General features: G+C 66.9%; 20 protein-coding genes and 1 riboswitch. Of the genes, 9 read left to right on the top strand and 11 right to left on the bottom strand.

The annotated features are described in order from the left end of the window. The first annotated feature begins 531 nt into the window (after positions 1–531). Complete coding sequence (locus tag EB75_RS22075) at positions 532–1,326, top strand: DUF6445 family protein (RefSeq protein ID WP_142239758.1); 795 nt, start codon at positions 532–534, stop codon at positions 1,324–1,326. A gap of 5 nt (positions 1,327–1,331) precedes the next feature. On the opposite strand, the gene EB75_RS22070 is transcribed toward EB75_RS22075, so the two are convergent. Next, on the bottom strand, positions 1,332–3,029 hold the full coding sequence (locus EB75_RS22070; RefSeq protein ID WP_073697402.1) for a glycosyltransferase: 1,698 nt from the start codon (positions 3,027–3,029) through the stop codon (positions 1,332–1,334). Positions 3,030–3,392: 363 nt separating this feature from the next. On the opposite strand from EB75_RS22070, the gene EB75_RS22065 reads away from it, so the two are divergent. Continuing rightward, positions 3,393–5,228, top strand: a complete 1,836-nt coding sequence (locus EB75_RS22065; RefSeq protein ID WP_073697401.1) for an acyl-CoA dehydrogenase — start codon at positions 3,393–3,395, stop codon at positions 5,226–5,228. Positions 5,229–5,375: 147 nt separating this feature from the next. On the opposite strand, the gene EB75_RS22060 is transcribed toward EB75_RS22065, so the two are convergent. Beyond that, the gene (locus tag EB75_RS22060; RefSeq protein WP_073697400.1) at positions 5,376–6,554 is read right to left on the bottom strand and encodes a PucR family transcriptional regulator; all 1,179 of its coding nucleotides are present in this window, start codon (positions 6,552–6,554) and stop codon (positions 5,376–5,378) included. A gap of 108 nt (positions 6,555–6,662) precedes the next feature. On the opposite strand from EB75_RS22060, the gene EB75_RS22055 reads away from it, so the two are divergent. The 3 genes from EB75_RS22055 to phaZ are packed head-to-tail and all read left to right on the top strand — an operon-like array spanning position 6,663 to position 10,675. Further along, entirely contained in the window at positions 6,663–8,156 is a 1,494-nt protein-coding gene (locus EB75_RS22055) for a long-chain-fatty-acid--CoA ligase (protein WP_073697409.1), read from the top strand. 9 nt (positions 8,157–8,165) lie between these two features. Continuing rightward, positions 8,166–9,860 carry a PHA/PHB synthase family protein gene (locus EB75_RS22050; protein WP_073697399.1) on the top strand — a complete coding sequence of 565 codons (1,695 nt, stop codon included), beginning with the start codon at positions 8,166–8,168 and terminating at the stop codon, positions 9,858–9,860. Continuing rightward, positions 9,857–10,675, top strand: coding sequence for a poly(3-hydroxyalkanoate) depolymerase (phaZ, locus tag EB75_RS22045; protein ID WP_073697398.1), 819 nt, complete (start codon positions 9,857–9,859; stop codon positions 10,673–10,675). The genes EB75_RS22050 and phaZ overlap by 4 nt, the downstream gene beginning before the upstream one ends. Positions 10,676–10,837: 162 nt before the next feature. Here the strand turns inward: phaZ and EB75_RS22040 are convergent, their stop codons facing one another. The 3 genes from EB75_RS22040 to EB75_RS22030 form a co-directional block, all read right to left on the bottom strand. Next, entirely contained in the window at positions 10,838–11,197 is a 360-nt protein-coding gene (locus EB75_RS22040) for a hypothetical protein (RefSeq protein ID WP_286150288.1), read from the bottom strand. A gap of 342 nt (positions 11,198–11,539) precedes the next feature. Continuing rightward, positions 11,540–12,253 (bottom strand): VIT1/CCC1 transporter family protein, encoded by a 714-nt coding sequence (locus EB75_RS22035; protein ID WP_073697397.1) that lies wholly within the window; start codon positions 12,251–12,253, stop codon positions 11,540–11,542. A 61-nt stretch (positions 12,254–12,314) separates the two neighbouring features. Continuing rightward, positions 12,315–13,280, bottom strand: a complete 966-nt coding sequence (locus tag EB75_RS22030) for a TIGR03564 family F420-dependent LLM class oxidoreductase (RefSeq protein ID WP_174557707.1) — start codon at positions 13,278–13,280, stop codon at positions 12,315–12,317. Here EB75_RS22030 and EB75_RS22025 point away from each other — a divergent pair. Next, a complete protein-coding gene (locus EB75_RS22025; RefSeq protein WP_142239757.1) occupies positions 13,279–14,394 on the top strand; it encodes a TDT family transporter in 1,116 nt (371 codons plus the stop codon). The two genes, EB75_RS22030 and EB75_RS22025, sit on opposite strands and share 2 nt — an antisense overlap. After that, positions 14,391–14,714 (top strand): DUF488 domain-containing protein, encoded by a 324-nt coding sequence (locus tag EB75_RS22020; RefSeq protein ID WP_073697395.1) that lies wholly within the window; start codon positions 14,391–14,393, stop codon positions 14,712–14,714. Before EB75_RS22025 ends, EB75_RS22020 begins: the two co-directional genes overlap by 4 nt. A 210-nt stretch (positions 14,715–14,924) precedes the next feature. Here the strand turns inward: EB75_RS22020 and EB75_RS22015 are convergent, their stop codons facing one another. Next, positions 14,925–16,232 (bottom strand): acetyl-CoA C-acetyltransferase, encoded by a 1,308-nt coding sequence (locus EB75_RS22015; RefSeq protein ID WP_073697394.1) that lies wholly within the window; start codon positions 16,230–16,232, stop codon positions 14,925–14,927. A 160-nt stretch (positions 16,233–16,392) separates the two neighbouring features. On the opposite strand from EB75_RS22015, the gene EB75_RS22010 reads away from it, so the two are divergent. Beyond that, a complete protein-coding gene (locus EB75_RS22010; RefSeq protein ID WP_073697393.1) occupies positions 16,393–17,754 on the top strand; it encodes a 3-oxoacyl-ACP reductase in 1,362 nt (453 codons plus the stop codon). Positions 17,755–17,758: 4 nt separating this feature from the next. Further along, positions 17,759–18,601, top strand: coding sequence for a MaoC/PaaZ C-terminal domain-containing protein (locus tag EB75_RS22005; RefSeq protein ID WP_073697392.1), 843 nt, complete (start codon positions 17,759–17,761; stop codon positions 18,599–18,601). A 158-nt stretch (positions 18,602–18,759) separates the two neighbouring features. On the opposite strand, the gene EB75_RS22000 is transcribed toward EB75_RS22005, so the two are convergent. The 5 genes from EB75_RS22000 to EB75_RS21980 form a co-directional block, all read right to left on the bottom strand. Beyond that, complete coding sequence (locus tag EB75_RS22000; protein ID WP_073697391.1) at positions 18,760–19,527, bottom strand: ABC transporter ATP-binding protein; 768 nt, start codon at positions 19,525–19,527, stop codon at positions 18,760–18,762. Then, positions 19,524–20,513, bottom strand: a complete 990-nt coding sequence (locus EB75_RS21995; RefSeq protein WP_073697406.1) for a FecCD family ABC transporter permease — start codon at positions 20,511–20,513, stop codon at positions 19,524–19,526. Before EB75_RS21995 ends, EB75_RS22000 begins: the two co-directional genes overlap by 4 nt. 20 nt (positions 20,514–20,533) lie before the next feature. Further along, positions 20,534–21,541, bottom strand: coding sequence for an ABC transporter substrate-binding protein (locus EB75_RS21990; RefSeq protein ID WP_286150287.1), 1,008 nt, complete (start codon positions 21,539–21,541; stop codon positions 20,534–20,536). A 68-nt stretch (positions 21,542–21,609) separates the two neighbouring features. Then, positions 21,610–21,795, bottom strand: a riboswitch (cobalamin riboswitch). Between the two features lie 248 nt (positions 21,796–22,043). Beyond that, positions 22,044–22,643, bottom strand: a complete 600-nt coding sequence (locus tag EB75_RS21985; protein ID WP_073697390.1) for a TetR/AcrR family transcriptional regulator — start codon at positions 22,641–22,643, stop codon at positions 22,044–22,046. A 25-nt stretch (positions 22,644–22,668) separates the two neighbouring features. Beyond that, positions 22,669–22,981, bottom strand: a 313-nt coding sequence (locus EB75_RS21980) for a glycoside hydrolase family 3 N-terminal domain-containing protein (RefSeq protein WP_286150286.1), incomplete at its 5' end; no start/stop codon positions are given.

Raw genomic sequence — 22,981 nt, 5'->3', positions numbered from 1 at the left:
CACAGGCCGACAGCAGCTGACCGTTCTACACCCTCAATCATGAAGAGCCCCTTTACCTCGTCGCGAACTCTCCCGAAGTCAACTCGAAAACCATTCGGCATATCGTCGCCGCACCCAATCACTTCCGGGCCTGGACGCGCAGTGCCTACTTCGCAGCAGGCGGCTACAACCCCGAACTGCATACATGCGAAGACTACGAGCTCATTCTTCGCACGTTTCTATCGACACGTATGTGCCACATCAAGAGATGGGGATACATCCAGTACTACAACAATGAGTCAAGCGGAAATACGCAGCGAACCAGAAACCCCGAGATACAGCGCCTCGTTCGTGCATTCATGCTGCATCACAACGCCCGTATTCACGACCGATTCGTAGAATTAGGTGTGGATGACTTCATCTGGCGCGAGAACGGGGTCCTCGACTGGGAGATGGAGAATCCAAAAAGCGCGCCCTACGCGAACTACATCTACTGACTGGTCGTCGGCGGGCGGTCCCCGGCGGACGATAGTGCGACTCAAGGAGAATTTCGTGGCATCACTCGCTCCGGGCGATACCGTCCCGTTCTACGGGGCAGCAGCCCGCATTACGGATATCCGAATGCGGGACAACCAGATCCAATATCTGGTTGAAAGCGGCGACTCGAGACTGCCCATGTGGCTGCCGGAAAGCGCACTACACGCAGTACACGACCACAGCTCGCCGGCCTTTGTACGCCATGTACCGCACATCGTGGCCGTCGACAATTTCTACTCCGACCCGGACGCCGTACGCGCCATTGCATTGGGCCAGAACTACAACGAAGACCTGCGGTTCTACAAGGGACTTCGATCCGATCAGCGGTTCCTGTGGCCCCACTTACGCGAGGAGTTCGGGCGACTCCTCGGTACGCCCGTTACGGAATGGCTGGGCCACAATGCCAACGGCTGCTTCCAGCAGACCAGCCACAGCGATCCACTCGTGTGGCACCACGACAGCCAAAGTTACGCTGCCGCCGTCTATCTCACTCCCGATGCACCACCTTCCAGCGGTACGAGTTTCTGGCGCGACCGTACTCACGGTTGCCGCCGCAGGCCCGATCACCCACTAGAACGACAGCGACTCGGGAACGACGCGGCCGTGGCCGCCGCGCAGTCCATTGTTTACGACCCGTACAACATCGAACACGGCGACAATTGGGAGCTGATGGAATCAGTGGCCGGTCTATACAACAGGCTGGTCATTTGGGACGCAGCACTATTTCATTCGGCGACCTCGTACGCCCATTTCGAGGCAGATGGCGTCATCCCCAGCCGTCTCGTTCAACTTTTCTTCTTCGACGTCTGAACCGCTCACAAGACGCCGCAGATACAGAGAACTTCGTCGAGCGTAGCGGTGGCGCCGGCCTGATCCATGCGCGTTGTGTCGACCATCGCCGGGCCGACCGCTTCCCTATCCGTCAAAACGTAACGGGCAGCATCGGGTGTGCGCCGCACTTCCTGCTCGGGCGCGCACGCACCAGTCAGCTTGTCCGCATCGCCATAGTTGATACCCACCTGGTGCACCGTCGGCTCGGTTTCCAAGACCCCGATCAGCCTGGTGATCAAGTCCTCCGGCGCAAAGAACTGCCAGCCCTCTCCCAGGTGCAGCCAGAACCGCCCATCAATCCGCGCACGAAGCTGCGCCAGCTGCGATGCCCGATCGCCACCGCCACAATCAGCAAATTCCAGGAACCCATACCGGTCCTCCAGCAGCCGGCGGTCGGCGTCGGACAAACCGGCGTCGGCCACGATGAACCGCCGGGCCCGCGACACATCGGTGCAGCAGTGCAAAAACGAGTTCAGCGTCCGCTCCGTGACGGCGAGGTCTGGCCCAGCGATCAGACTGACCGTTACCTCCGCGTGGGAAGTCGTGGCAAGACTGCCGACCACCTCAGCGGGGTATGACGAGGCCGCTTCGAGCAAGGCCGGTACCGAAAAGTCGCGGTTGCCCGCGATCTCCTGCCGACGTCCATCGGGGATATCGCGCAGCGCCAGCAAATGTCGGCACAACGCAAACGCTTCCGCGTGCTTGCCTATCCACGACGCACACACCGCCTGCTCGTCCAGCGCGCACCACGAGTACACGTCCGCGAAAACAAACAAATTGTCATCCTCGGGGAGCGGGATTTGGGCAGCCCGCTCAGCGAACAGATGGCCGAGCTGATACTCGCGCTCAACCCGATAGTGCACGGCGATGTGATAGAGCGGCTCGGCCCGGGTCGGCCGAAACGCCCAGGCCCGCAGGTACGCGTCTTGGACGTCCGGCCATGGCCGCCCAAGATTCGCCATGCACTGCGCGACCCGGTTCAGCGAGTAATAGACCTCTTCCTCCCAGCCGCCCATGTCGGCCCGCCGCTGGTACCACGTGTATGCGTGGATGTAATCACCTGCGTCGAAGTAGCTCTGCGCCAGATAGAACACCGACCGCGAGTCTTGCGGGTTGCGCTCGACTTCGGCCAGCAACATCTGCGCGTCACGCGCATACCGCCCGGGATCCTTGCTTTGTGCACCGAGGCGACGGGAGTCGACGTAGTAGTCACCGTCGAGGCGGGCCCACGACACGTTGGGTTCGTCGCACGCGAGGTACGCGTGGATGACACCGACGCAACGGACGGGTAGCGCGCTGCGGATCAGCTGGGGCCGCCAGTAGGTGAAGCCAGAACCGACACGCAAGCTGTAGATGTCGGCATCCAGCTGCGTGAAGTCCGGTGTGCCGATGAAGACGTCATCGGCGTCCATCCACAACCGATAGTCCCCGTGCCCCTGAGCGAGAGCCATCGCCTCAGTCTGGTTGTGGCCGAAATTGCGCCAGGGCCGTTCGTGGAGCTCACCCGGTATGCCGAGGCCGGCCATGTGGTTTCTGATCGTGTCTTGGGTGCCGTCAGTCGAGCCGGTATCGACGATCACCCACGAGCTGATATACGGCGCGCATACGTCCAGCACTTGACGAACGATGTGTGCCTCGTCCTTGACGATCATGTTCAAGCAGATCGCCGGGCGCTCAGACATCAGCCCAGCCGTCGCGTCCGACCATCTGGTCTTGTTTTCCCAGGATGACGCCCCTCACGGGGCTCATCGTGGCACAACCGGCTCGCCAAATTCCGGGTTACTGACGCCAACGTCATCAAAGGCTGATTTCCCCCGAAAACGAGGACTCAGTGACCAGCCTCACACCCGCTAAAAACTGCAGGTCAGCGAGTTTTTGACGGTTCCGATGGGGCTCCGATCAACTACTGGGTTGGTCCGTGCGTACAAATTGCTCGCAAGTGCTTTGCGATGAAGTTACCCGGCGGTATAGTTAGGCACAGCTACTGGTGGGTAACTTAGCCCTGAGTACCCAACCCCAACAGTCCATCTCATCGAGGAGAAATCGTGGGCCACTACAAGAGCAACGTCCGTGACCAGGTGTTCAACCTGTTCGAGGTCTTCGGCGTAGACAAGGCTTTGGGTGACGGCAAGTTCGCCGACCTGGACGCCGACACCGCCGGCGAAATGCTCAATGAGATCGCGCGCCTCGCTGAGGGCCCGATCGCCGATTCGTTCGCCGACGGCGACCGCAACCCGCCGGTCTTCGACCCCGCGACCCACACCGTCAAGCTGCCCGAGCCCTTCAAGAAGTCGATGCGCGCTCTGCTCGACGGCGGCTGGGACAAGGTCGGCCTGAAGGAAGAGCTCGGCGGCATGCCGATGCCCCGCGCGCTGCAGTGGGCGCTCATCGAGCACGTCCTCGGCGCCAACCCGGCCGCCTACATGTACGCCATGGGCTCGGGTATGTGCGAAATCTTCTACAACAACGGCACCGACGAGCAGAAGAAGTGGGCCGTCCTCGCTGCCGAGCGCGGCTGGGGCGCCACCATGGTGCTGACCGAGCCCGACGCTGGTTCTGACGTGGGCGCCGGCCGCACCAAGGCCACCCAGCAGCCCGACGGCACCTGGCACATCGACGGTGTGAAGCGATTCATCACCTCGGCCGACTCGGACGACCTGTTCGAAAACATCATGCACCTGGTGCTGGCCCGCCCCGAGGGCGCCGGCCCGGGCACCAAGGGTCTGTCGCTGTTCTTCGTGCCGAAGTTCCACTTCGACCCCGAGACCGGTGAGCCCGGCGAGCGCAACGGCGCCTTCGTCACCAACGTCGAGCACAAGATGGGCCTGAAGGTTTCGGCCACCTGTGAGCTGTCGCTCGGCCAGCACGGCGTCCCCGCCGTCGGTTGGCTCGTCGGCGAGGTCCACAACGGCATTGCGCAGATGTTCGACGTCATCGAGCAGGCCCGCATGATGGTCGGCACCAAGGCCATCGCGACCCTGTCGACCGGCTACCTGAACGCTCTCGAGTACGCCAAGAGCCGCATCCAGGGTGCCGACCTGACCCAGATGATGGACAAGACCGCGCCGCGCGTCACGATCATGCACCACCCGGATGTTCGCCGGGCGCTGCTGACCCAGAAGGCGTACGCCGAGGGCCTGCGCGCGGTGTACCTGTATACCGCCTCGTTCCAGGACGCCGAGGTCGCCAAGGCGGTCCACGGTGTGGACGCCGAGCTGGCATTCAAGGTCAACGACCTGATGCTCCCCATCGTCAAGGGCGTCGGCTCCGAGCGGGCCTACGAGAAGCTGACCGAGTCGCTGCAGACCTTCGGTGGTTCCGGCTTCCTGCAGGACTACCCGGTTGAGCAGTACATCCGTGACGCCAAGATCGACTCGCTGTACGAAGGCACCACCGCCATCCAGGCGCAGGACTTCTTCTTCCGCAAGATCATCCGCGACAAGGGCCAGGCCCTGGCGTTCGTCGCCGGCGAGATCGAGCAGCTGATCAAGAACCAGGACGGCAACGGCCGCCTGAAGGCCGAGCGCGAGCTGCTGGCCACCGCCCTGGGCGACGTCCAGAGCATGGCCGCCTCCCTGACCGGCTACCTGATGGCCGCTCAGGAAGACCCGAAGTCCATCTACAAGGTGGGCCTGGGTTCGGTGCGCTTCCTGCTGGCCGTCGGCGACCTGGTCATCGGCTGGCTGCTGCTGAAGCAGGCCGCGGTCGCCATCAAGGCGCTCGACGAGGGCGCCACCGGCGACGACCGTGCGTTCTACGAGGGCAAGATCGCGTCGGCTTCGTTCTTCGCCAAGAACATGCTGCCGCTGCTCACCAGCGTCCGCAGCGTTGTCGAGTCCATCGACAACGAGACCATGGAGCTGGACGAAGCGTCCTTCTGATCCAGGCAAAGTGAACGGCCCCCGCTTCGGCGGGGGCCGTTTTCTTTTGTGTGACGCAGCGCCGGGGCTGACGCCTCGAGCGTGCGCGTAGAGCGCAGATCCGGCCGTCAGACACTCTGGCTGCACACTCGCGGCAGGGAACGCAAACTAGTCGGGAAGGCGCTGGCTGATCTCGAAGGCCAGGCACAGCTCGGCGACGTCGCGGGGACGCGAGAGGGACCGTCCTGTGCGCTCCTCGATGCGGTGCAGCCGGTGCCGAATGGTGTTGGGGTGGCAGAAGATTGCGGCCGCCGCCTCGTTGGCGGAGCCCCCGGCGTCGAGCCAGGCCTGGAACGTCTGAGAGAGGACGGTCCGTTCCTCGGCCGGCAGCCCGCGGAGCCCGCCCAAAACCGACTCCTCGATACGGTTCATCACCTCAGGCGCGCTGACGGCGGCGAACGCCAGCGGCGCGTCATCGAAGGCACTCACCCATCCGTCCCGGCTCGGCTTACCGGTCACCGCCAAACGAGCCAGCCGCAGGCCCTCGCCCGTCTCCGCCAGACTCACGAACGCGGGACTGAGGCCGACGCGCGCCGTCGCGACCTTGCGGAGCACCTCGACCAGCACGCCGTACGTCACGTCCTGCCGCAGGTGCACGACGCCGACCTGCAGGTCGGGCAGCAGCCGCCAGGCCGACCGGATGTCGCGGGCGGCGAGCTTGCTCGCGATCTCGGGCAGCCCCACCTTGCCGATGGACGGAATCTCGGCTGCCGCAACGACATACGGCCCCGTCGTCGGCAGCCCCAGCAGATCGGCGGCCTCCCACAGGCTCTGGTTGTCGGTGATGCGACCGAACAGCACCGCCTCCACCAGAGCCGACCGCTCTTCCTCCCGGTCCACGATCTGGCTGGTGAGCTGTTCGCGGTAGGCGCCCGTCATCGCCTGCGTGAACTCGTCCTGGCTCAGGAAGATGCGCGCGCTGGCCTCGAGGATGGACTCGGTCGGGATGCCGGCCTCCCGCGCGGCGGCGACGCTGCTCTCCCACATGAACCGGAAACCGATGCGGTAGGCCGTCATGACCGCTGCCAGCGGAATGCCCTCGACAGCCCGCTCGCGGCCGGTCGCCTCGGCCGGCGACAGGTCCGCCTCGCCGTCGTTGCAGAGGGTGTGGAACACGAAAGTCATGTTGGCGACACAACTTTCGCGCACATTGTCGCGTGCTGACGGGGTCGCACGGTAGCCGTCGATCCGGCTGTAGATCCGGTCGGCCAGTTGCTCGCCCAGGGTCTCCACACGCGTGAGCATGATCCGGCTGAGTTCCAGCATGTGCTCGTCGACCCCGGCCATCAGCCAACCTTAGGTGAGGCGCCGATTGTGGCCGATCACATTTGGCGATGGTCACTGTTGTTCCCGCCACCATCGCTTCCCGGTGCGCGCGACACCACCCTTGAATACATGACCAACCTCGCCCAGAACCTCGTCGCCAGCCGGACCCGTCGTCCCGACCACGTCGCCCTCCGCTGCGACGACCAGACCTACACCTACTCCCAGTTCGACGACGCCGCCGCCCGCGTCGCCACGCTGCTGCAGCAGGCCGGCATCGAGCCGGGCGACCGAGTTGGCGTCATGCTGCCGAACGGTCCGGCCTTCCCGGCCGTGTTCTACGGGATCCTGTACGCCGGAGCGGTCGCGGTGCCGATGAACCCGCTGCTCAAGGCCCCCGAGATCGAGTTCTACCTCTCCAACACCACCGCCAAGGCGCTGTTCGCCCCGCCCGCCTTCGCCGATGAAGCGCAGGCCGGTGCCGAGGCCGCGGGCGCGGGTTGCTGGGTGGTTGACGACGCCGGGTTGGCGGCGCTGATCGCGGACCTCCCGGCGCAGCCCGCGCCGGTCGAGCGCGCCGACGACGACACCGCCGTCGTCCTCCACACCTCGGGTACGACGGGCAAGCCCAAGGGCGCCGAACTCACCCACGGCGGTCTGGGCCGCAACGCCGACGTCTGCGTGCGGACACTGCTGAACATCGGGCCCGACGACGTGGTGATGGGCTGCCTGCCGTTGTTCCACGTTTTCGGCCTGACGTGCGGCCTGAACTCGGCAGTGCTGGCCGGGGCGACCCTGTGCCTGCTGCCCCGGTTCGATCCGGCGAAGGCACTGGAGCTGGTCGAGCGCGACGGCGTCACCATCTTCGAGGGCGTGCCGACGATGTACTCGGCGCTGCTGGCCGCGGGCGGTTCGGCGTCGACGGCCACGCTGCGGGTGGCGGTCTCCGGCGGCGCGGCAATCCCGGTCCAGGTGCTGCAGGACTTCGAGAAGACCTTCGACTGCCCGATCCTGGAGGGCTACGGCCTGTCCGAGACCTCGCCGGTCGCGGCGTTCAACCATCCGGACCGTCCGCGCAAGCCCGGTTCGATCGGTACGCCGGTCGAGGGCGTCGAGATGCGGGTGGTCGACAACGACGGCGCCCCGGTGGCGCAAGGCGAGCCCGGCGAAATCCAGATCCGCGGGCACAACGTCATGAAGGGCTACTGGAACCTGCCCGAGGCCACCGCCGAAGCCATCAACGCCGACGGCTGGTTCGCCACCGGCGACATCGCCCGCACCGACGAGGACGGCTACTACTACATCGTCGACCGCAAGAAGGCACTCATCATCCGCGGCGGCTTCAACGTCTACCCCCGCGAGATCGAAGAGGTGCTCTACACCCACCCCGCTGTGGCGGAAGCCGCTGTGGTGGGCATTCCGCACGACTCGCTCGGCGAGGAGGTCGGCGCTGCCGTCAGCCTCAAGCCGGGCATCGAGGTCGCCGTCGACGAACTCCGCGAGTTCGTCAAGAGCCAGGTGGCCGCCTACAAGTACCCGCGACGTATCTGGTTCCTCGACGAGCTGCCCAAGGGCCCGACCGGGAAGCTCCTCCGTCGCGAAATCACCATTCCCACAACGGATTAAAGGACTGACATGGCTACAACATCTACGCCGCAACCCTCCGAACTCGCCGCACCCCTGGACCTGCTGCTGACCAGCGCCACCAAACCGTTCGCCCGCAGGATGCTGCCGGACCAGGCCTGGGCCCGCATGGCCGTCAGCCTGGCCAAGCAGCCACGCACCCTACTGGAGCGTGGCAAGGAACTGGCCGGCGAACTCGGCGAGATCGCCACCGGCGACTCCGACCGGGCACCACAACGCGCCGACAAGCGCTTCAGTGACGCTGCGTGGCAACAGAATCCACTCCTGCACCGCATCATGCAGGGCTACCTCGCCGCATCGGACACCGCTGAGAAGCTGTTCTCCGACGCCGATCTGGACTGGCGCGACGAAGCCCGCATGCGGTTCGTCTTCGACAACGCCATCGAGGGCCTGGCGCCCACCAACAACCCGTTGATCAGCCCACTGGGCTGGAAGGCGATGATCGACACCGGCGGCCTCAGCGCCGTCCGCGGTTTGAAAGCCTTTGCCCGCGACATGATGTCGTCACCCCGGGTGCCGGCCATGGTCGAGCCGGACGCCTACACCGTCGGCGAGACGGTCGCCGTCACCAAAGGTGCTGTGGTGCTGCAGACCCGGATGTTCGAGCTGATCCAGTACGCACCCCAGACCCCGACCGTCCACACGGTGCCGCTGCTGATGGTGCCGCCGGTGATCAACAAGTACTACGTCATGGACATCGCTCCGGGCCGCAGCATGATCGAGTACTTCGTGCAGCAGGGGCAGCAGGTGTTCGCCATCTCGTGGCGCAATCCGCAGGCCCGGCACAAGGATTGGGACATCAACGCCTACGGCGCCGCCATCATCGAGGCCATCGACGCGGTGCGGGCGATCTGCGGCACGGCCGGCGCCCACCTGATGGCGAGCTGCTCCGGTGGCATCATCACCGCCATGACCGCGGCACACCTGGCCGAGACCGGCGACGCCGACAAAGTCGCCAGCCTCACCCTGGCGGTGACGGTGCTGGACCAGGACCGCGCCGGATTCGCTTCTGCCGCAATGAGTGACCGCGCGGCACAGGCCGCGATCGCCACGTCCGCGAAGAAGGGCTATCTCGACGGCAAAGCCATGGCCGAGATGTTCGCCTGGCTGCGGCCGACCGATCTGGTGTGGCGGTACTGGGTGAACAACTACGTGCAGGGCCGCAGCCCGGCGGCGTTCGACGTGCTGTTCTGGAACGCCGACACCACCCGCATGGCGGCCGCACTGCACCGCGACATGGTGTTGATGGGCCTGAACAACTCGCTGGTGACCCCGGGCGCGGTGAGCATGCTGGGGACGCCCGTCGACCTGTCCAAGATCACCTGCGACGCGTACGTCATCGGCGGCATCGCCGACCACATCTCACCGTGGCAGGCCACCTACCGCAGCGCGAAGTTGTTGGGCAGCAAGGACAATCGCTACGTGCTGTCCACCAGCGGCCACATCGCCGCGCTGGTCAACCCGCCGGGGAACCCCAAGGCGTCGTACCGGATCGCGCAAGTGCAGGACGGGACGCCCGAGGAATGGCTGGCCGAGGCTGAGAAGTCCAGCGACTCCTGGTGGCCCGATTACGTCGCATGGCTGGCCGAGCGCAGCGGCGACGACGTCGACGCCCCGAAAACGCTGGGCGCCGAGGGCTTCATCGCCGTCGGCCCGGCGCCCGGCACGTACGTGCTGCAGAAATGACCGTCACCGAGCGGTATGTGTCCGTCGGCGGTCAGCGGCTTCGGATCCGGGTTGACCGCGGCACCGATCCCAATGCGGTTCCACTGGTGCTGTGCAACGGCATCGGCGCCAGCCTCGAGGTGCTCGACCCGTTGGTCGAGCACCTGCCGGACACCACAATCATCCGGTTCGACGTGCCCGGCACCGGCGGATCGCCAACATCGTTCGCGCCCTATGGCTTTCCGTACCTGGCCTGGGTCATGGGGCGAATGCTGAACAAGCTGGGGTTCACCGTCGTCGACGTCCTGGGCCTGTCCTGGGGCGGGGCGCTGGCACAGCAGTTCGCGTTCCAGAACCCCCGGCGCTGCCGTCGGCTGGTGCTGGTGGCCACCGGAACAGGCGCAGTGATGGTGCCCGGGCACCCGCGGGTGCTGGCGAAAATGTTGACGCCGAAGCGGTTCTCGAATGCGTCGTACGCCGCCTCGATCGCCGGGGAACTCTACGGCGGGACCGTCCGGCACCACGGCGACGACATCGCCAAGCTGTTCCTGCAGCAGCTGCATGCGGGTTCGAAGATGGGCTACGTGCACCAGCTGATGGCCGGCGCGGTGTGGACGAGCATCCACGCGTTGCCCGCTGTCCGTCAGGAGACGCTGATCGTGGCCGGTACGGACGACCCGATCATCCCGGTGGCCAACGCGCGCATCATGAATTTCCTGATGCCGCATTCGCATCTGCACCTGCACTCCGGCGGGCACGTCGACCTCATCACCAATGCCGCCGAATTGGCACCGGTGATCGCGACGTTCCTCAACGAGCCGGGGGCGCGTGCCTGAACGAGCTTGGGAAACGCGCCTGATCGCGGGCAGTGGGCACGTGCCGGGCCGACCCCGGCGAAGGTCTCTCCCTTGGCACATGCGATCTGGAACGGTCAACTTGCCTTGACGGTCAAGGCACGTTGACCGCTCCAGACGAAACATGTGCGGGAAGACGCCCGACTAATCGAGCGTCCGGTCCCGGAACCGGCTGTGCAGGGCCTGCTTGGAAACGCCCAGAACACGGGCAATCTCGGGCCACGTCCAGCCGGCCGAGCGGGCCCGGATGACGGCCTGGTCATAGCACTCTTTCGCGGCGGCCAGTCCGTCACGAGCGTCGGCGAGGGCGCGCACGCTGTTTCCGCTGTAGAAGTCGGCCAACACCGGATCGGGTTCGGGTTCACGCTCTTCGAACACGTCATCGTCGGGCAAGTCGTCATCGAGGCCATTGAGGGCGCGGTAGGCGCCCTCCTCGCCCAGGAGATTCACCAGCGCACGACGACCCAGCTCACGCATGTACGGGTCATCACTCGGTCCACCCATACTTTGCCCCCTCCCCCAGAGATATTGGGGAAGTATGCGCCCGGGCACCGACAGGCCCCGCGGACCTGTGTCGAGGACATGTTCGATCTGGAGTGGTCAACGTGCCTTGACGGTCAAGGCACGTTGACCGTTCCAAATCGCATGTGGCGCAGGAGAGCCGACACGCCAATATCCGACACGCCGACGACGCCAGCAAGGACGGCGGGGTCGGTCGGGCTCGGGCGGCGGCCGGTAAGAACTGCGGGCGGTCCGTCGGGCTCAGGCGACGACGCCGGTAAGAACTGCCGGCGGTCCGTCGGGCTAAGGCGACGCCGGCAAGAACCGCGGCCCGCACAACCGGATTCAGGCGATGACGCCGCCGACGAGATGGCCGACAAGATAGGTGGCGCTCAACGCCAGGGCGCCGCCTATCACGTTGCGCGCCACAGCCTTTCCGACGGACGCGCCACCGAGCCGGGCGGACACCACGCCCGTGATCGCCAGCGCCAGGAGCACCGCGAACATCGTCACCGGAACGCGGAGCGCCATCGGGGGCAGCAGGATCGCGATCAAGGGCAACAACGCCCCGACGGTGAACGACACCGCCGACGAGAACGCCGCCGCCCACGGATTCGCCAAATCACCTGGCGTGATGCCCAATTCGACCACCGCATGCGCCGCGAAGGCGTTGTGATCGGTGAGCTCCTCGGCGGCGGTGCGGGCCGTCGGCGTCGACAGTCCCCGGCCCTCCAACAGGCTGGCCAGCTCCTCGAGTTCGGCGGCGGGATCTTCTTGAAGCTCGCGCTTCTCCTTGGCCAGCAGCGCCTGTTCGGTGTCGCGCTGGGAACTCACGGACACATACTCGCCCAAGGCCATCGACACCGCACCGGCCACCAATCCGGCCATACCGGCGGTGAAGATCGGCCCGCGCTCCACCGTCGCGGCCGCGACACCGACGACGATGCCGGCAGTCGACACAATGCCGTCATTGGCGCCGAGCACGCCGGCGCGCAACCAGTTCAGCTTCGACGCAACCGAACCCGCGTGGGGCTCGGCATCATGGGACGAGATCGCCATTCCTGCAACGCTATGCGGGCCCGCGCCGATCCGCCAGCCAATGAAGCCTTGCCAAACCTGCTCAGGATTCCAGTTTTTTGAGCACCGCGCGGGTCCGGGCCCGGCCTTCGGCGGACGGCTCGAACGTCACGCCGACGTACTCGTCGACACCCGCGGCCTCGAGTTCGGCCAGCCGGTCGCGCACCGTCAGCTCATCGCCGATGATCGCGATGTCCTCCGGACCCGCGTAGCCCTCGCGGTCGAGCATCGCCCGATACGACGGCAGGTGACCGTAGATCGCGAACTGCTCGGCGGCCTGCTTGCGGGCGCCGTCGACATCGTCGGTCACGGCCACCGGAATCGCGGCGACCACCCGGACCGCATCGGCGCGGCCGGCGTCCGCGGCTGCCTGACGCAACGTCGGACTGACATGGCCCGCAAGGGTTTTCGGCCCCGTCATCCAGGTGACGGTGCCCGCGGACCGCCGTCCGGCGATCTGCAGCAGCTTCGGCCCGAGCGCGGCGATATACACCGGCGGGGTCGGTGCGCCAGGGATGATCAGCGCACCGCGGGTGGTCACTGTCTCGCCCGTGGCGTCGGCCTTCTCACCGTTCAGCAGTGGCAGCAAGCCGTCGAGGTATTCGTTGAGCCGGCGTACCGGCTTGTCCCACGGGATGCCCCACATGCCCTCGGTGACGGCCTGGTGCGTCATCCCCAATCCGAGCAGCAGGCGTCCACCCGCCATCTGGCTGATGGTCAACGCCCGCTGCGCCAGCAACATCGGAAGCTGATTCTGGATGGGCAGCACACCGGTACCGACCTCGATACCGTCGACCTCGCGCAGTCCGACCGTCAGGACCGTGAGAAGGTCTGGCTCATAAGGCATCTGGGCGAACCAGGCCCGCCGGAACCCCTCTTCACGCAGCTGGTTCAGGTACGCGACGGTGTCGTCGACCGGGGATTCGAGACCACTCAACGAACCGAAAATGCTGATCTGCACGGGATGCTCCTTGAGGCCGGATTGTGTCACCTGTGAGTATCGAACCATGACGATCGACGCGCCAGAGACTGCCCGGCTGCAATATTTCGGACCCAACTGGTTCGCGTCGGTGATGGGCACGGGCATCGTCGCGACCGCGGCCGCGTCCCTGCCGGTGCACCTGCCCGGGCTGCGGGGATTCGCCGAAGGCGTCTGGGTGATCGCCACCGCGCTGCTGGTGCTGCTGATCGTCGCGGTGTCGGTGCAGTGGGTGCGCCACCCCACGGTGGCGCGCAGCCAGGTGCGCAACCCCCAGATGACGCACTTCTACGGCGCGGCGCCCATGGCGCTGATGACCGTCGGCGTCGGCGCACTGCTGCTCGGCAAGGACCTGATCGGCACGCGCTTCGCCGTCGACCTCGACTGGATTCTGTGGACCGCGGGCACCATCGGGGGCCTGTTCACCGCGATGACCATCCCGTTCCTGATGTTCACGCAGCTGGAAGTCGGCCCGGACGCCGCGTTCGGCGGCTGGCTGATGCCCGTCGTGCCCCCGATGGTGTCGGCGGCCTCCGGGGCCCTGCTGCTGCCGCATCTGCCGCCGGGCACGGCCCGCACCACGATGTTCTACGGCTGCTTCGCGATGTTCGGGCTGTCGCTGATCGCCGCGCTGATCATCATCACGATGATCTGGAGCCGGCTCGCGCACTACGGCACCTCGGGCTCGGCCCGCGTCCCGACGTTGTGGATCGTGCTGGGTCCGCTGGGGCAGGGCATCACCGCCGCGGGGCTGCTCGGGACGGCCGCGACCTCCGCGATCAGCCCGGAGCTGGCGTCGGGCATGAACATCTTCGCGGTGCTGTTCGGCGTCCCGGTGTGGGGTTTCGCGGTGCTGTGGATCAGCCTGGCCAGCGCGCTGACCGTGCGGACCATGCGGCGCGGCATGCCCTTCGCCCTGACGTGGTGGAGCCTGACCTTCCCCGTCGGCACCTTCGTCACCGGCACGTCGCAACTGGCCGCACACACCGGCCTGCCGGCGTTCCGCGTCGCCGCGGTCCTGGCGTACGTCTTCCTGCTGTGCACGTGGGCACTGGTTGCGGTGCGGACGTTGCGTGGCAGTGTCGGAGGCAGCCTGTTCACCCCGCCGCCTGCCCCGGCGGCCATTCACAAGGACCCGAAATGATCGACACTGCTCGGGTGTACGACCCGGTTGACGAGGCCCAGCCACCCCGGGTGACCGTGGACCGCTTGTGGCCGCGCGGCATTCACAAGGACGACCCGCGGGTCGGCACCTGGATGCCGCACGTCGCGCCGTCGAATGAGCTGCGCAAGTGGTACCACGCGCATCTCGATCAGTACGAGGACTTCGCGGCCCGCTACCGCGAGGAGCTGGACTCCTCCGAGGATCTGGCGAAACTCCGGGCGATGGGCCCCGTCACTCTGACGACCTCGGCCAAGGACGTCACCATCAGCCACGTGCCGATCCTCGCGGCCCTGCTGTAGGGATTTGTGCACGAAAATCCGCGGGTGGCGCGGAAAACCGTGCATAAACCACCCCGAACACGAGAGTGCCCCGTGCCTCCGTCAGGTCGGGGGTCAGACGGAAACACGAGGCACTTGGGGTATCGCTGCGACTTCTCGGGGCGTTACACCCGGGCGATTTGTGCACGAAAATCCGCGGCCGGCGCGGAAAATCGTGCACAAATCGCTGGTCTACGCCTCAAGAATCGCGGTGACGCCCTGCCCACCTGCGGCGCAGATGGAGATCAGGCCGCGGTAGGTACCGGTCCCTCCGTTCGCGGCCTTCTTCTCCGCGAGCTGCTTGGCCAGCTGGGCCACGATGCGGCCGCCGGTCGCGGCGAACGGGTGCCCCGCCGCCAGCGACGAGCCGTTGACGTTGAGCTTGGACCGGTCGATGGCACCCAGAGGCGCATCCAGACCGAGGCGCTCCTTGCAGTACTCGGGCGACTCCCAGGCCGCCAGCGTCGCCAGCACGACCGATGCGAAGGCCTCGTGGATCTCGTAGAAGTCGAAGTCCTGCAGCGTCAGACCGTTGCGGGCCAGCAGCCGCGGCACGGCGTAGGTCGGGGCCATGAGCAGGCCGTCCGTGCCGTTGACGTAGTCGACGGCGGCGGTCTCGGAGTCGACGAAGTAGGCCAGCACCGGGATGTTGTGCTCGGCCGCCCACTCGTCGGTCGACAGCAGCGCCACCGAGGCGCCGTCGGTCAGCGGGGTCGAGTTGCCGGCGGTCATGGTGGCGTCGCCCAGCTTCACGCCGAACACGGGCTTGAGCTTGGCCAGCTTCTCGGTCGACGAGTCGCCGCGCAGGTTGTTGTCGCGGTACAGGCCCAGGAAGGGGCTGACCAGGTCGTCGAAGAAGCCGCGGTCGTAGGCGGCGGCCATGTTCTGGTGGCTGGCAGCGGCCAGGGCGTCCTGATCGGTGCGCTTGACGCCCATTTCCTTGGCGGTCTGGGCGGCGTGCTCGCCCATCGACAGGCCGGTGCGGGCCTCGCTGTTGACCGGAATCTCGACGCCGACGGCGGCCGGCAGCTTGCCGACGAGCTTGAGCCGGTCGACGTTCGACTTGGCACGGCGCAGGCTCAGCAACACGCGGCGCAGGTCGTTGCCGAGGGCGATCGGGGCATCCGAGGCGGTGTCGACACCACCGGCGGCGGCCACCTCGTAGCGACCGGCAGCGATGCCGTCGGCGGCAGCGATGGCCGACTGCAGACCGGTGCCACACGCCTGCTGGAGGTCGAACGCCGGGGTGTAGGGCGACAGCGACGTGCCCAGCACGCATTCGCGCATGAGATTGAAATCACGGCTGTGCTTGAGGACCGCGCCACCGATCACCATGTCGAGCTTCTCGCCCTTGAGGTTGAAGCGGTCGATCAGACCGTCCAGCGCGGCGGTGAACATGTCCTGGTTGGAGGCATTTGCGTACGCGCCGTCGGATCGGGCGAAGGGAATGCGGTTACCACCCAGGACCGCCACACGGCGGCGGCTGTTGGACTCGGCCACGGTTTTTCTCCAGTTCGTTGACGTTCGAGGACTGAGGCAAGATGTTGCTTGACTCCTATATTACCCACCGTTCTTACTCTGGAGTAAGTTCGTCTGTGACAAGACGGGTGTGGCCACCTCAACGGCCCGCGAAACTACGTCCGCATCAGAAAGGCTTGCAATGGCTGACGTCCTCTCCCAAGTCCTCACCTCCGGCCCGGGTTCCTTCCTGGCGAAGCAGCTCGGCGTGCCGCAGCCCCAGCCGCTGCGCCGCTACAAGGCCGGCGAACCCGCGCTGAACGGCCCGCTGCTGATCGGCGGCGAAGGCCGTGTGGCCGAGCCGCTGCGCGCCGCCCTGGCCGACGACTACGACCTGGTCGGCAACAACGTGGGCGGCCGCTGGGCCGACTCCTTCGGCGGCCTCCTGTTCGACGCCACCGGCATCACCAAGCCCGAGCAGCTCAAGCAGCTCCACCAGTTCTTCACCCCCGTGTTGCGCAACCTCGCCGCCAACAGCCGCGTCGTCGTCGTCGGCACCACGCCCGACGAAGCCGCCACCATCGACGAGCGCATCGCCCAGCGTGCCCTCGAAGGCTTCACCCGCTCGCTCGGCAAGGAGCTGCAGCGCGGCGCCACCATCGGTCTGGTCTACCTGTCGTCCGCCGCTTCCCCCGCCGCCTCGGGTATCGAGTCGACCGTCCGCTTCCTGCTGTCGGGCAAGTCCGCCTACGTCGACGGCCAGGTGTTCTACGTCGGCGCCGCCGACTCCGTCGCCCCGGCCGACTGGGACAAGCCGCTGGCCGGCAAGGTCGCGCTGGTGACCGGCGCCGCGCGCGGCATCGGCGCGGAGATCGCGCGCGTGTTCGCGCGGGACGGCGCCGCCGTCGTCGCCATCGACGTGCCGCAGGCCGCCGACGCGCTGGCCGAGACCGCTGCCGCCGTCGGTGGCACTGTGCTGGCCCTCGACGTGACGGCCGACGACGCCGTCGCCCAGATCGTCGCCCACCTGACCGAGCACCACTCGGAAACTTCGGGGGGCAAGGCTCACATACTCGTCAACAACGCCGGCATCACCCGCGACAAGCTGCTCGCCAACATGGACGACGCCCGCTGGGACTCGGTCATCGCCGTGAACCTGCTTGCGCCGCAACGTCTTGCGCAGGGCCTGGTCGAGAACGGCACCATCGGCTCCGGTGGACGGATCGTCGGCCTGTCTTCGATGGCCGGTATCGCCGGTAACCGCGGCCAGACCAACTACGCCGCCACCAAGGCCGGCATGATCGGCATGACCGATGCGTACGCCGAGGTGTTCGGTGAGAAGGGCGTCACCATCAACGCCGTCGCGCCGGGCTTCATCGAGACCAAGATGACCGACGCCATCCCGCTGGCCACCCGCGAGGTCGGCCGTCGCCTGAACTCGCTGTTCCAGGGCGGCCTGCCGGTCGACGTCGCCGAGCTCATCGCCTACTTCGCCAGCCCCGCGTCGAATGCCGTGACCGGCAACACTATTCGGGTCTGCGGCCAGGCCCTGTTGGGAGCGTGACCTGATGTCGCAACCCAACGGATTGCTCAACATGGCACGGGCGGTGGCGGGTGCGCTGCCGTTCGTGTCGCGGGGCTCGACCCTGCCGGCGCGCACCGTCACGGTCTCGGGCCTGACCATCGACCCCAAGAACGTCGCCGAGTACGCCGCGGTGACCGGGCTGCGGTTCGGCGACACCGTGCCGCTGACGTACCCGTTCGCGCTGACCTTCCCGACCATGATGTCGTTGGTCACCGGTTTCGATTTCCCGTTCGCCGCAATGGGTTCGGTGCACATCGAGAACCACATCACCCAGTACCGGCCCATCAAGGTGACGGACAAGCTGGACGTGGCGGTGCGGGCGGAGAACCTGCGCGAACACCGCAAGGGCCTGCTGGTCGACATCATCACCGACATCAAGGTAGGCAATGACCTGGTGTGGAATCAGGTCACCACGTTCCTGCACCAGCAGCGGACCAGCCTGCCGGGCGGGCCGAAGCCCGAGCCGGTCAAGCAGCCGAAGCTGCCGCCGCCCAACGCGGTCATCAGCATCACGCCGGGTCAGATTCGGCACTACGCCGACGTCGGCGGCGACCACAACCCGATCCACACCAGCTCGATCGGCGCCAAGCTGTTCGGCTTCCCGACCGCCATCGCGCACGGGATGTTCAGCGCCGCAGCGGTTCTGGCCAACATCGAGGGCCAGCTGCCGGACGCGGTGCGGTATTCGGTCAAGTTCGGCAAACCCGTGCTGCTGCCCGCCAAGGTGGGGTTGTACGTCGAGCCCATCGACGGCGGCTGGGAGCTGGCGCTGCGCAACCTGTCCAAGGGTTACCCGCACCTGACGGCGACGGTCACCGAGCTGTAGCTCTCGTCGCGCGCCCGGGCGTGTCGGCTCTCCTGTGGCACTTGCGATTTGGATCCGTCAACTTTCCTTGAACCGTCAGGGAAAGTTGACGGTTCCAGCCGAAACATGTGCGGGACGGAGCCCGACGGGCAATTTCGGGTCCGCCTCTCGCGGGCGAGTCAGGGCGGCAGGAGCTGGATCGACGGGCGGCCGGTGTCGTCGACCGTGACCCGGGCCGCAACACCGTAGACCGACGAAATCAGTTCCGCGGTAAGGACTTCGGCGGGTGCCCCGGCCGCGACAACCCGCCCTTTGTCGAGCACGACCAGCCGGTCGCAGAACAACGCCGCCAGCGTCAGGTCGTGCAGCGTCACCACCGCCGTCACCGGCAGCGCGCGGATCAGCGCCATCAGCTCAAACTGGTGCCGGACATCAAGGTGGTTGGTGGGCTCGTCGAGCAGCAACTCGCGGGGCACCTGGGCCAGCGCCCGGGCGATCTGCACCCGCTGCTGCTCACCACCGGACAGCGTGCGCCAATCCCGGTCGCGCAGGGCTGTCGTCTCGGTCTGGTGCAGGGCACGCTCGACGGCGCGGCGGTCGGCCTCGGTATCACCAGACCAGATGCCGCGGTGCGGAATTCGGCCCAGCCGCACGATCTGGCCGACGGTCAGGTCGAGCTCGGTGCTGACCTGCTGCTCGACCACCGCGACCCGTTGCGCCACCGCGCGACGACGATGACCGGCGAGCGGACGTCCGTCGAGCAGCACGGCACCAGTGTCGGGATGCCGTAGCCCGGCCAGCAACCGCAACAGCGACGACTTGCCGGCGCCGTTGGGCCCGAGCAGCCCCAGCGTCTCACCGTCGGCCACGACCAGCGACACCCCGTCGATGACGAGCCGACCGCCCGTAGACCAGCTGACGGATTCAGCGGCGAGCCCGCTCGTCATCGAAACCTCCGGCGCCGAGCCAGAATCCACATGAAGATCGGCACACCGACGAGCGCCGTCACCACGCCGACCGGCAACTCCTGCGGCGCGAATACGGTGCGGGCGGCGGCGTCGACCCAGACCATGAAGATGGCGCCGGTGATCGCGGTGACAGGCAACAGCCGGCGGTGCGACGGCCCGACGATCATCCGGGCCGCGTGCGGCAACACCAGCCCGACGAAACCGATTGCGCCGGCGGCGCTCACCAGCACGGCCGTCAGGAGAGCCGTCGTCGCCAACAAGACGGCGCGCACGCGCCGCACCGAGACACCCAGCGCGGCGGCCGCATCATGGCCGAACGCGAACGCGTCCAAGGCATCTGACTGCAGCCAGCAGATGGCCAGGCACGCCGCGCACACCAGACCGCACAGTGCCACCTGAGACCAGCTCGCCCCGGCCAGCGAGCCGAGCAACCAGAACAGCACCCCGCGGGTCTGCTGCGCGTCGGCGGAGGAGAAGACGACCAAGGCGGTCGTTGCCGAAAAGAGCTGAGTGCCGGCGACCCCGGCCAGCACCACCCGGTCCGGCCCGCCGCCGGACACCGCGGCGAGGGCCAGCACGAGCACGAACGCGAGCACCGCACCGACGAACGCCCCGCCCGACAGCGTCAGGGCGCCACCGATCCCCGCGACGACGACCAGCACCGCTCCCGTGGACGCACCGGACGAGATGCCCAGCATGAACGGGTCGGCCAGCGGGTTGCGCATCAGCGACTGCAGGATCGCGCCGCAGATCGCCAGGCCCGCGCCGCAGATCGCGGCGAGCAACGCGCGGGGCAGTCGCAATTCCCAGACGATGCCGTCATCGATCGGCGGGATGTCGGCGGCGCGTCCCCAAAGATGTTGCGCGACGACGGCATACACGTCACCCACGCCGAGGTCGGCCGGCCCGATGACCATGGCCGCCACGATCGACAGCACCAGCCCGACCAGGCCGAGCGCCACCATCCCGGCGGTGCGCACCGCCGTCAGGACTTCCCGCCCAGTCCGAATGCGCGGAGCCCGGACGCGACGGTCTCGACGGCGTCGACGTTGCGCAGCGACGGATCCATCGCGCTGGCCGGCAAGATGATCCACCGCTTCTCCCGCACGGCCTTCAACTTGCTTGCGGCCGGGTCGGTTTCGAGGAACTTGATCTTGTCGGCGACGCTGTCGCCGTCCTTGCCCCGGGTGAGGTCGGCGAGGACCAGCATGTCGGGGTCACGCTGCAGGATGGCCTCCCACGAAATCTCGGGCCACAACTGCCTGCTGTCGGCGAACGCGTTGCGCGCCCCGACCGCGGTGGTGATGATGCCGGGCGCTCCGCAGCAGCCCGCGATGTACGGAGTTCTGGTACCGGCGTACCACCACAGCAGGGAGACGTCGTCGGCCCTGAGACCGATGGTTGCGGTCGCCATGCGCGCCCGCAACGTCGACACCAGCTTGTCTCCCCGCTCTGAAACACCGAAAATCCGGGCGACATCGGCGATTTCGGCGTACATGTCGTCGAGCGTCAACGCCCGCGCCTGCGGCGCGTCCTGACCACCGCACTCACTGGAGGACTGATACGTCGGCACCCCGAGGCGCTCGAACCGCTCCCGTGGGGCGACGCCCTGATCGGTGAACGACCAGTCGAACGTCGCATAGACGAAGTCGGGCTTCTCTGCCAGTACCCGCTCGAACGACGGGAAATCCCGGCTCAGCACAGGCACTTTGGCGTTGTCGGCGGCGAGGTCGGGCCGGACGTCATCGCTCCAGGACGCGGTGCCGGCCATCCGGTCGGCGAGCCCGAGCGCCAGGAGCAGCTCGCTGGCCGGCTGGTTGATCGAAACCGCGCGCTGCGGCGGCGATTTCACCGTCACCGTGCGTCCGCAGTTCTGCAGCGTGACGGGATAGCCGGCGGTTCCAGCGTTGACGGTTCCTGTCGCCCGCGGTCCGCTACACGAGCAGACGAGCGAAACAACCAGCGAGACAAGCAGAATGGTACGTCGAGACACGGCGGCGCCTTCCGATCCGGGACTCAGGTCGCGGAGTCCATGCGTGGGCGGGACCTCGCGCCGCCAGGCCGCGAGAACCCGAGCCAGCAGGTCTTCGGACTCGGGATCATCCAGGCCGGAGCGCCTTCCCAGCCCACGTGGGGCCAGTGGCCATTGCTCCGCCTGTCCCCCTTACCGCTGCGCGTCAGTTCCGGTTTCGCACCGGATTCCCTGACCCAACCGCGTTGGGTTCGACTGGCTCGAATCGGACCATACCAGCGGCGTGGCGGGCCGGCGCCGGCGTGTCGCTGCCGGCGGCGTGTTGTTCTCTCCTGTGACACATGCGATTTGGAGTGGTCAACTTTCCTTGACGCGTCAGGGAAAGTTGACGGCTCCCGGCGAAAGGTGCCAAGGGAGAGAGCCCGGGACGGGCTGACCGTCCGCGAATGTGCGACCAGATCGCCAGAATCGCTGGGAGGGCGATCTGTGTGCACCGTCGCGGCGCCGCGGGAGCGCGAGAAACCTACGACTCGGCGCGCTTGCCCTTCAGGCCGCGCCAGAAGAGGTTGATCATCAGCTCGGTGGCGTCGTTGACGTCGGTGTCGCCGGCACTCACGCGGGACGCGATGGCCTCACCCGCGCCCACGAGAGCCACGGCCATCATCTCGAAGTCGCTGTCCGGCTCCGGGTTTCGGGTACCGGTGCTGAGCAGCCGGGCCACCAGGTCGATGATCTTCTCACGGCCCTCGCGCACCGTGTGGGCGAAGGCCTGCGAGCTGGTGGCCTGGGTGTACAGCACGATCCAGGACGCCCGGTTGCGGTCGATGTACGTCATGAACGACAGCACGGCGTTGCGCAGCAGGTCGCGCGGGCTCTGGGCGAAGTTGATGTCCGCGCGGACGGTGTCGACGAAGCGCGTCAGCTCCCGGTCCAGGCAGGCCGCGAACAACTCTTCCTTCGAGCCGTAATAGAGGTACAGCATCGGTTTGGAGATCTCGGCCTGCGCGGCGATCGCGTCCATCGACGTCTCGTGATAGCCGTTCACCGAGAACATCTGCACGGCAGCGTCGAGCATCTGCTGTTCGCGGACGGCCCGCGGCAGCCGCTTGGTTCCACCTGCCATCAGAACAGGGTATGCAACAAGCAGCTCACTTCACGCATTTGGCGCCCGGGCCCTTCATGGCCGCCACCCGAAGCACCGACTTGTCGACCTGCGCCTGGTCCAGTTGGCCGGCGCGCGCGGCGGCCTCCAGCTTGTCCAGCACGTCCGGGATGCCGTCGGTGGTGATCCACAGGGCGACGTCCGCGCCGGCCTGGATCGCCTTCAGCGCCGCGTCGGCGACGCCGAAGTGCTGGGTGATGGCCGCCATGCCGGTCAGGTCATCGGTGAACACGACGCCGTCGAACGGCGGGCCGCCGTACTCGCCGCTGCGCAGCAGGTCATAGGCCGGCTTTGTCAGG

This window comes from Mycobacterium sp. ST-F2, from assembly GCF_001905655.1.
Taxonomy (GTDB): Bacteria; Actinomycetota; Actinomycetes; order Mycobacteriales; family Mycobacteriaceae; genus Mycobacterium.
Note: the sequence above shows the minus strand (reverse complement) of the source record. Positions and strands in the feature narration are given on the sequence as shown.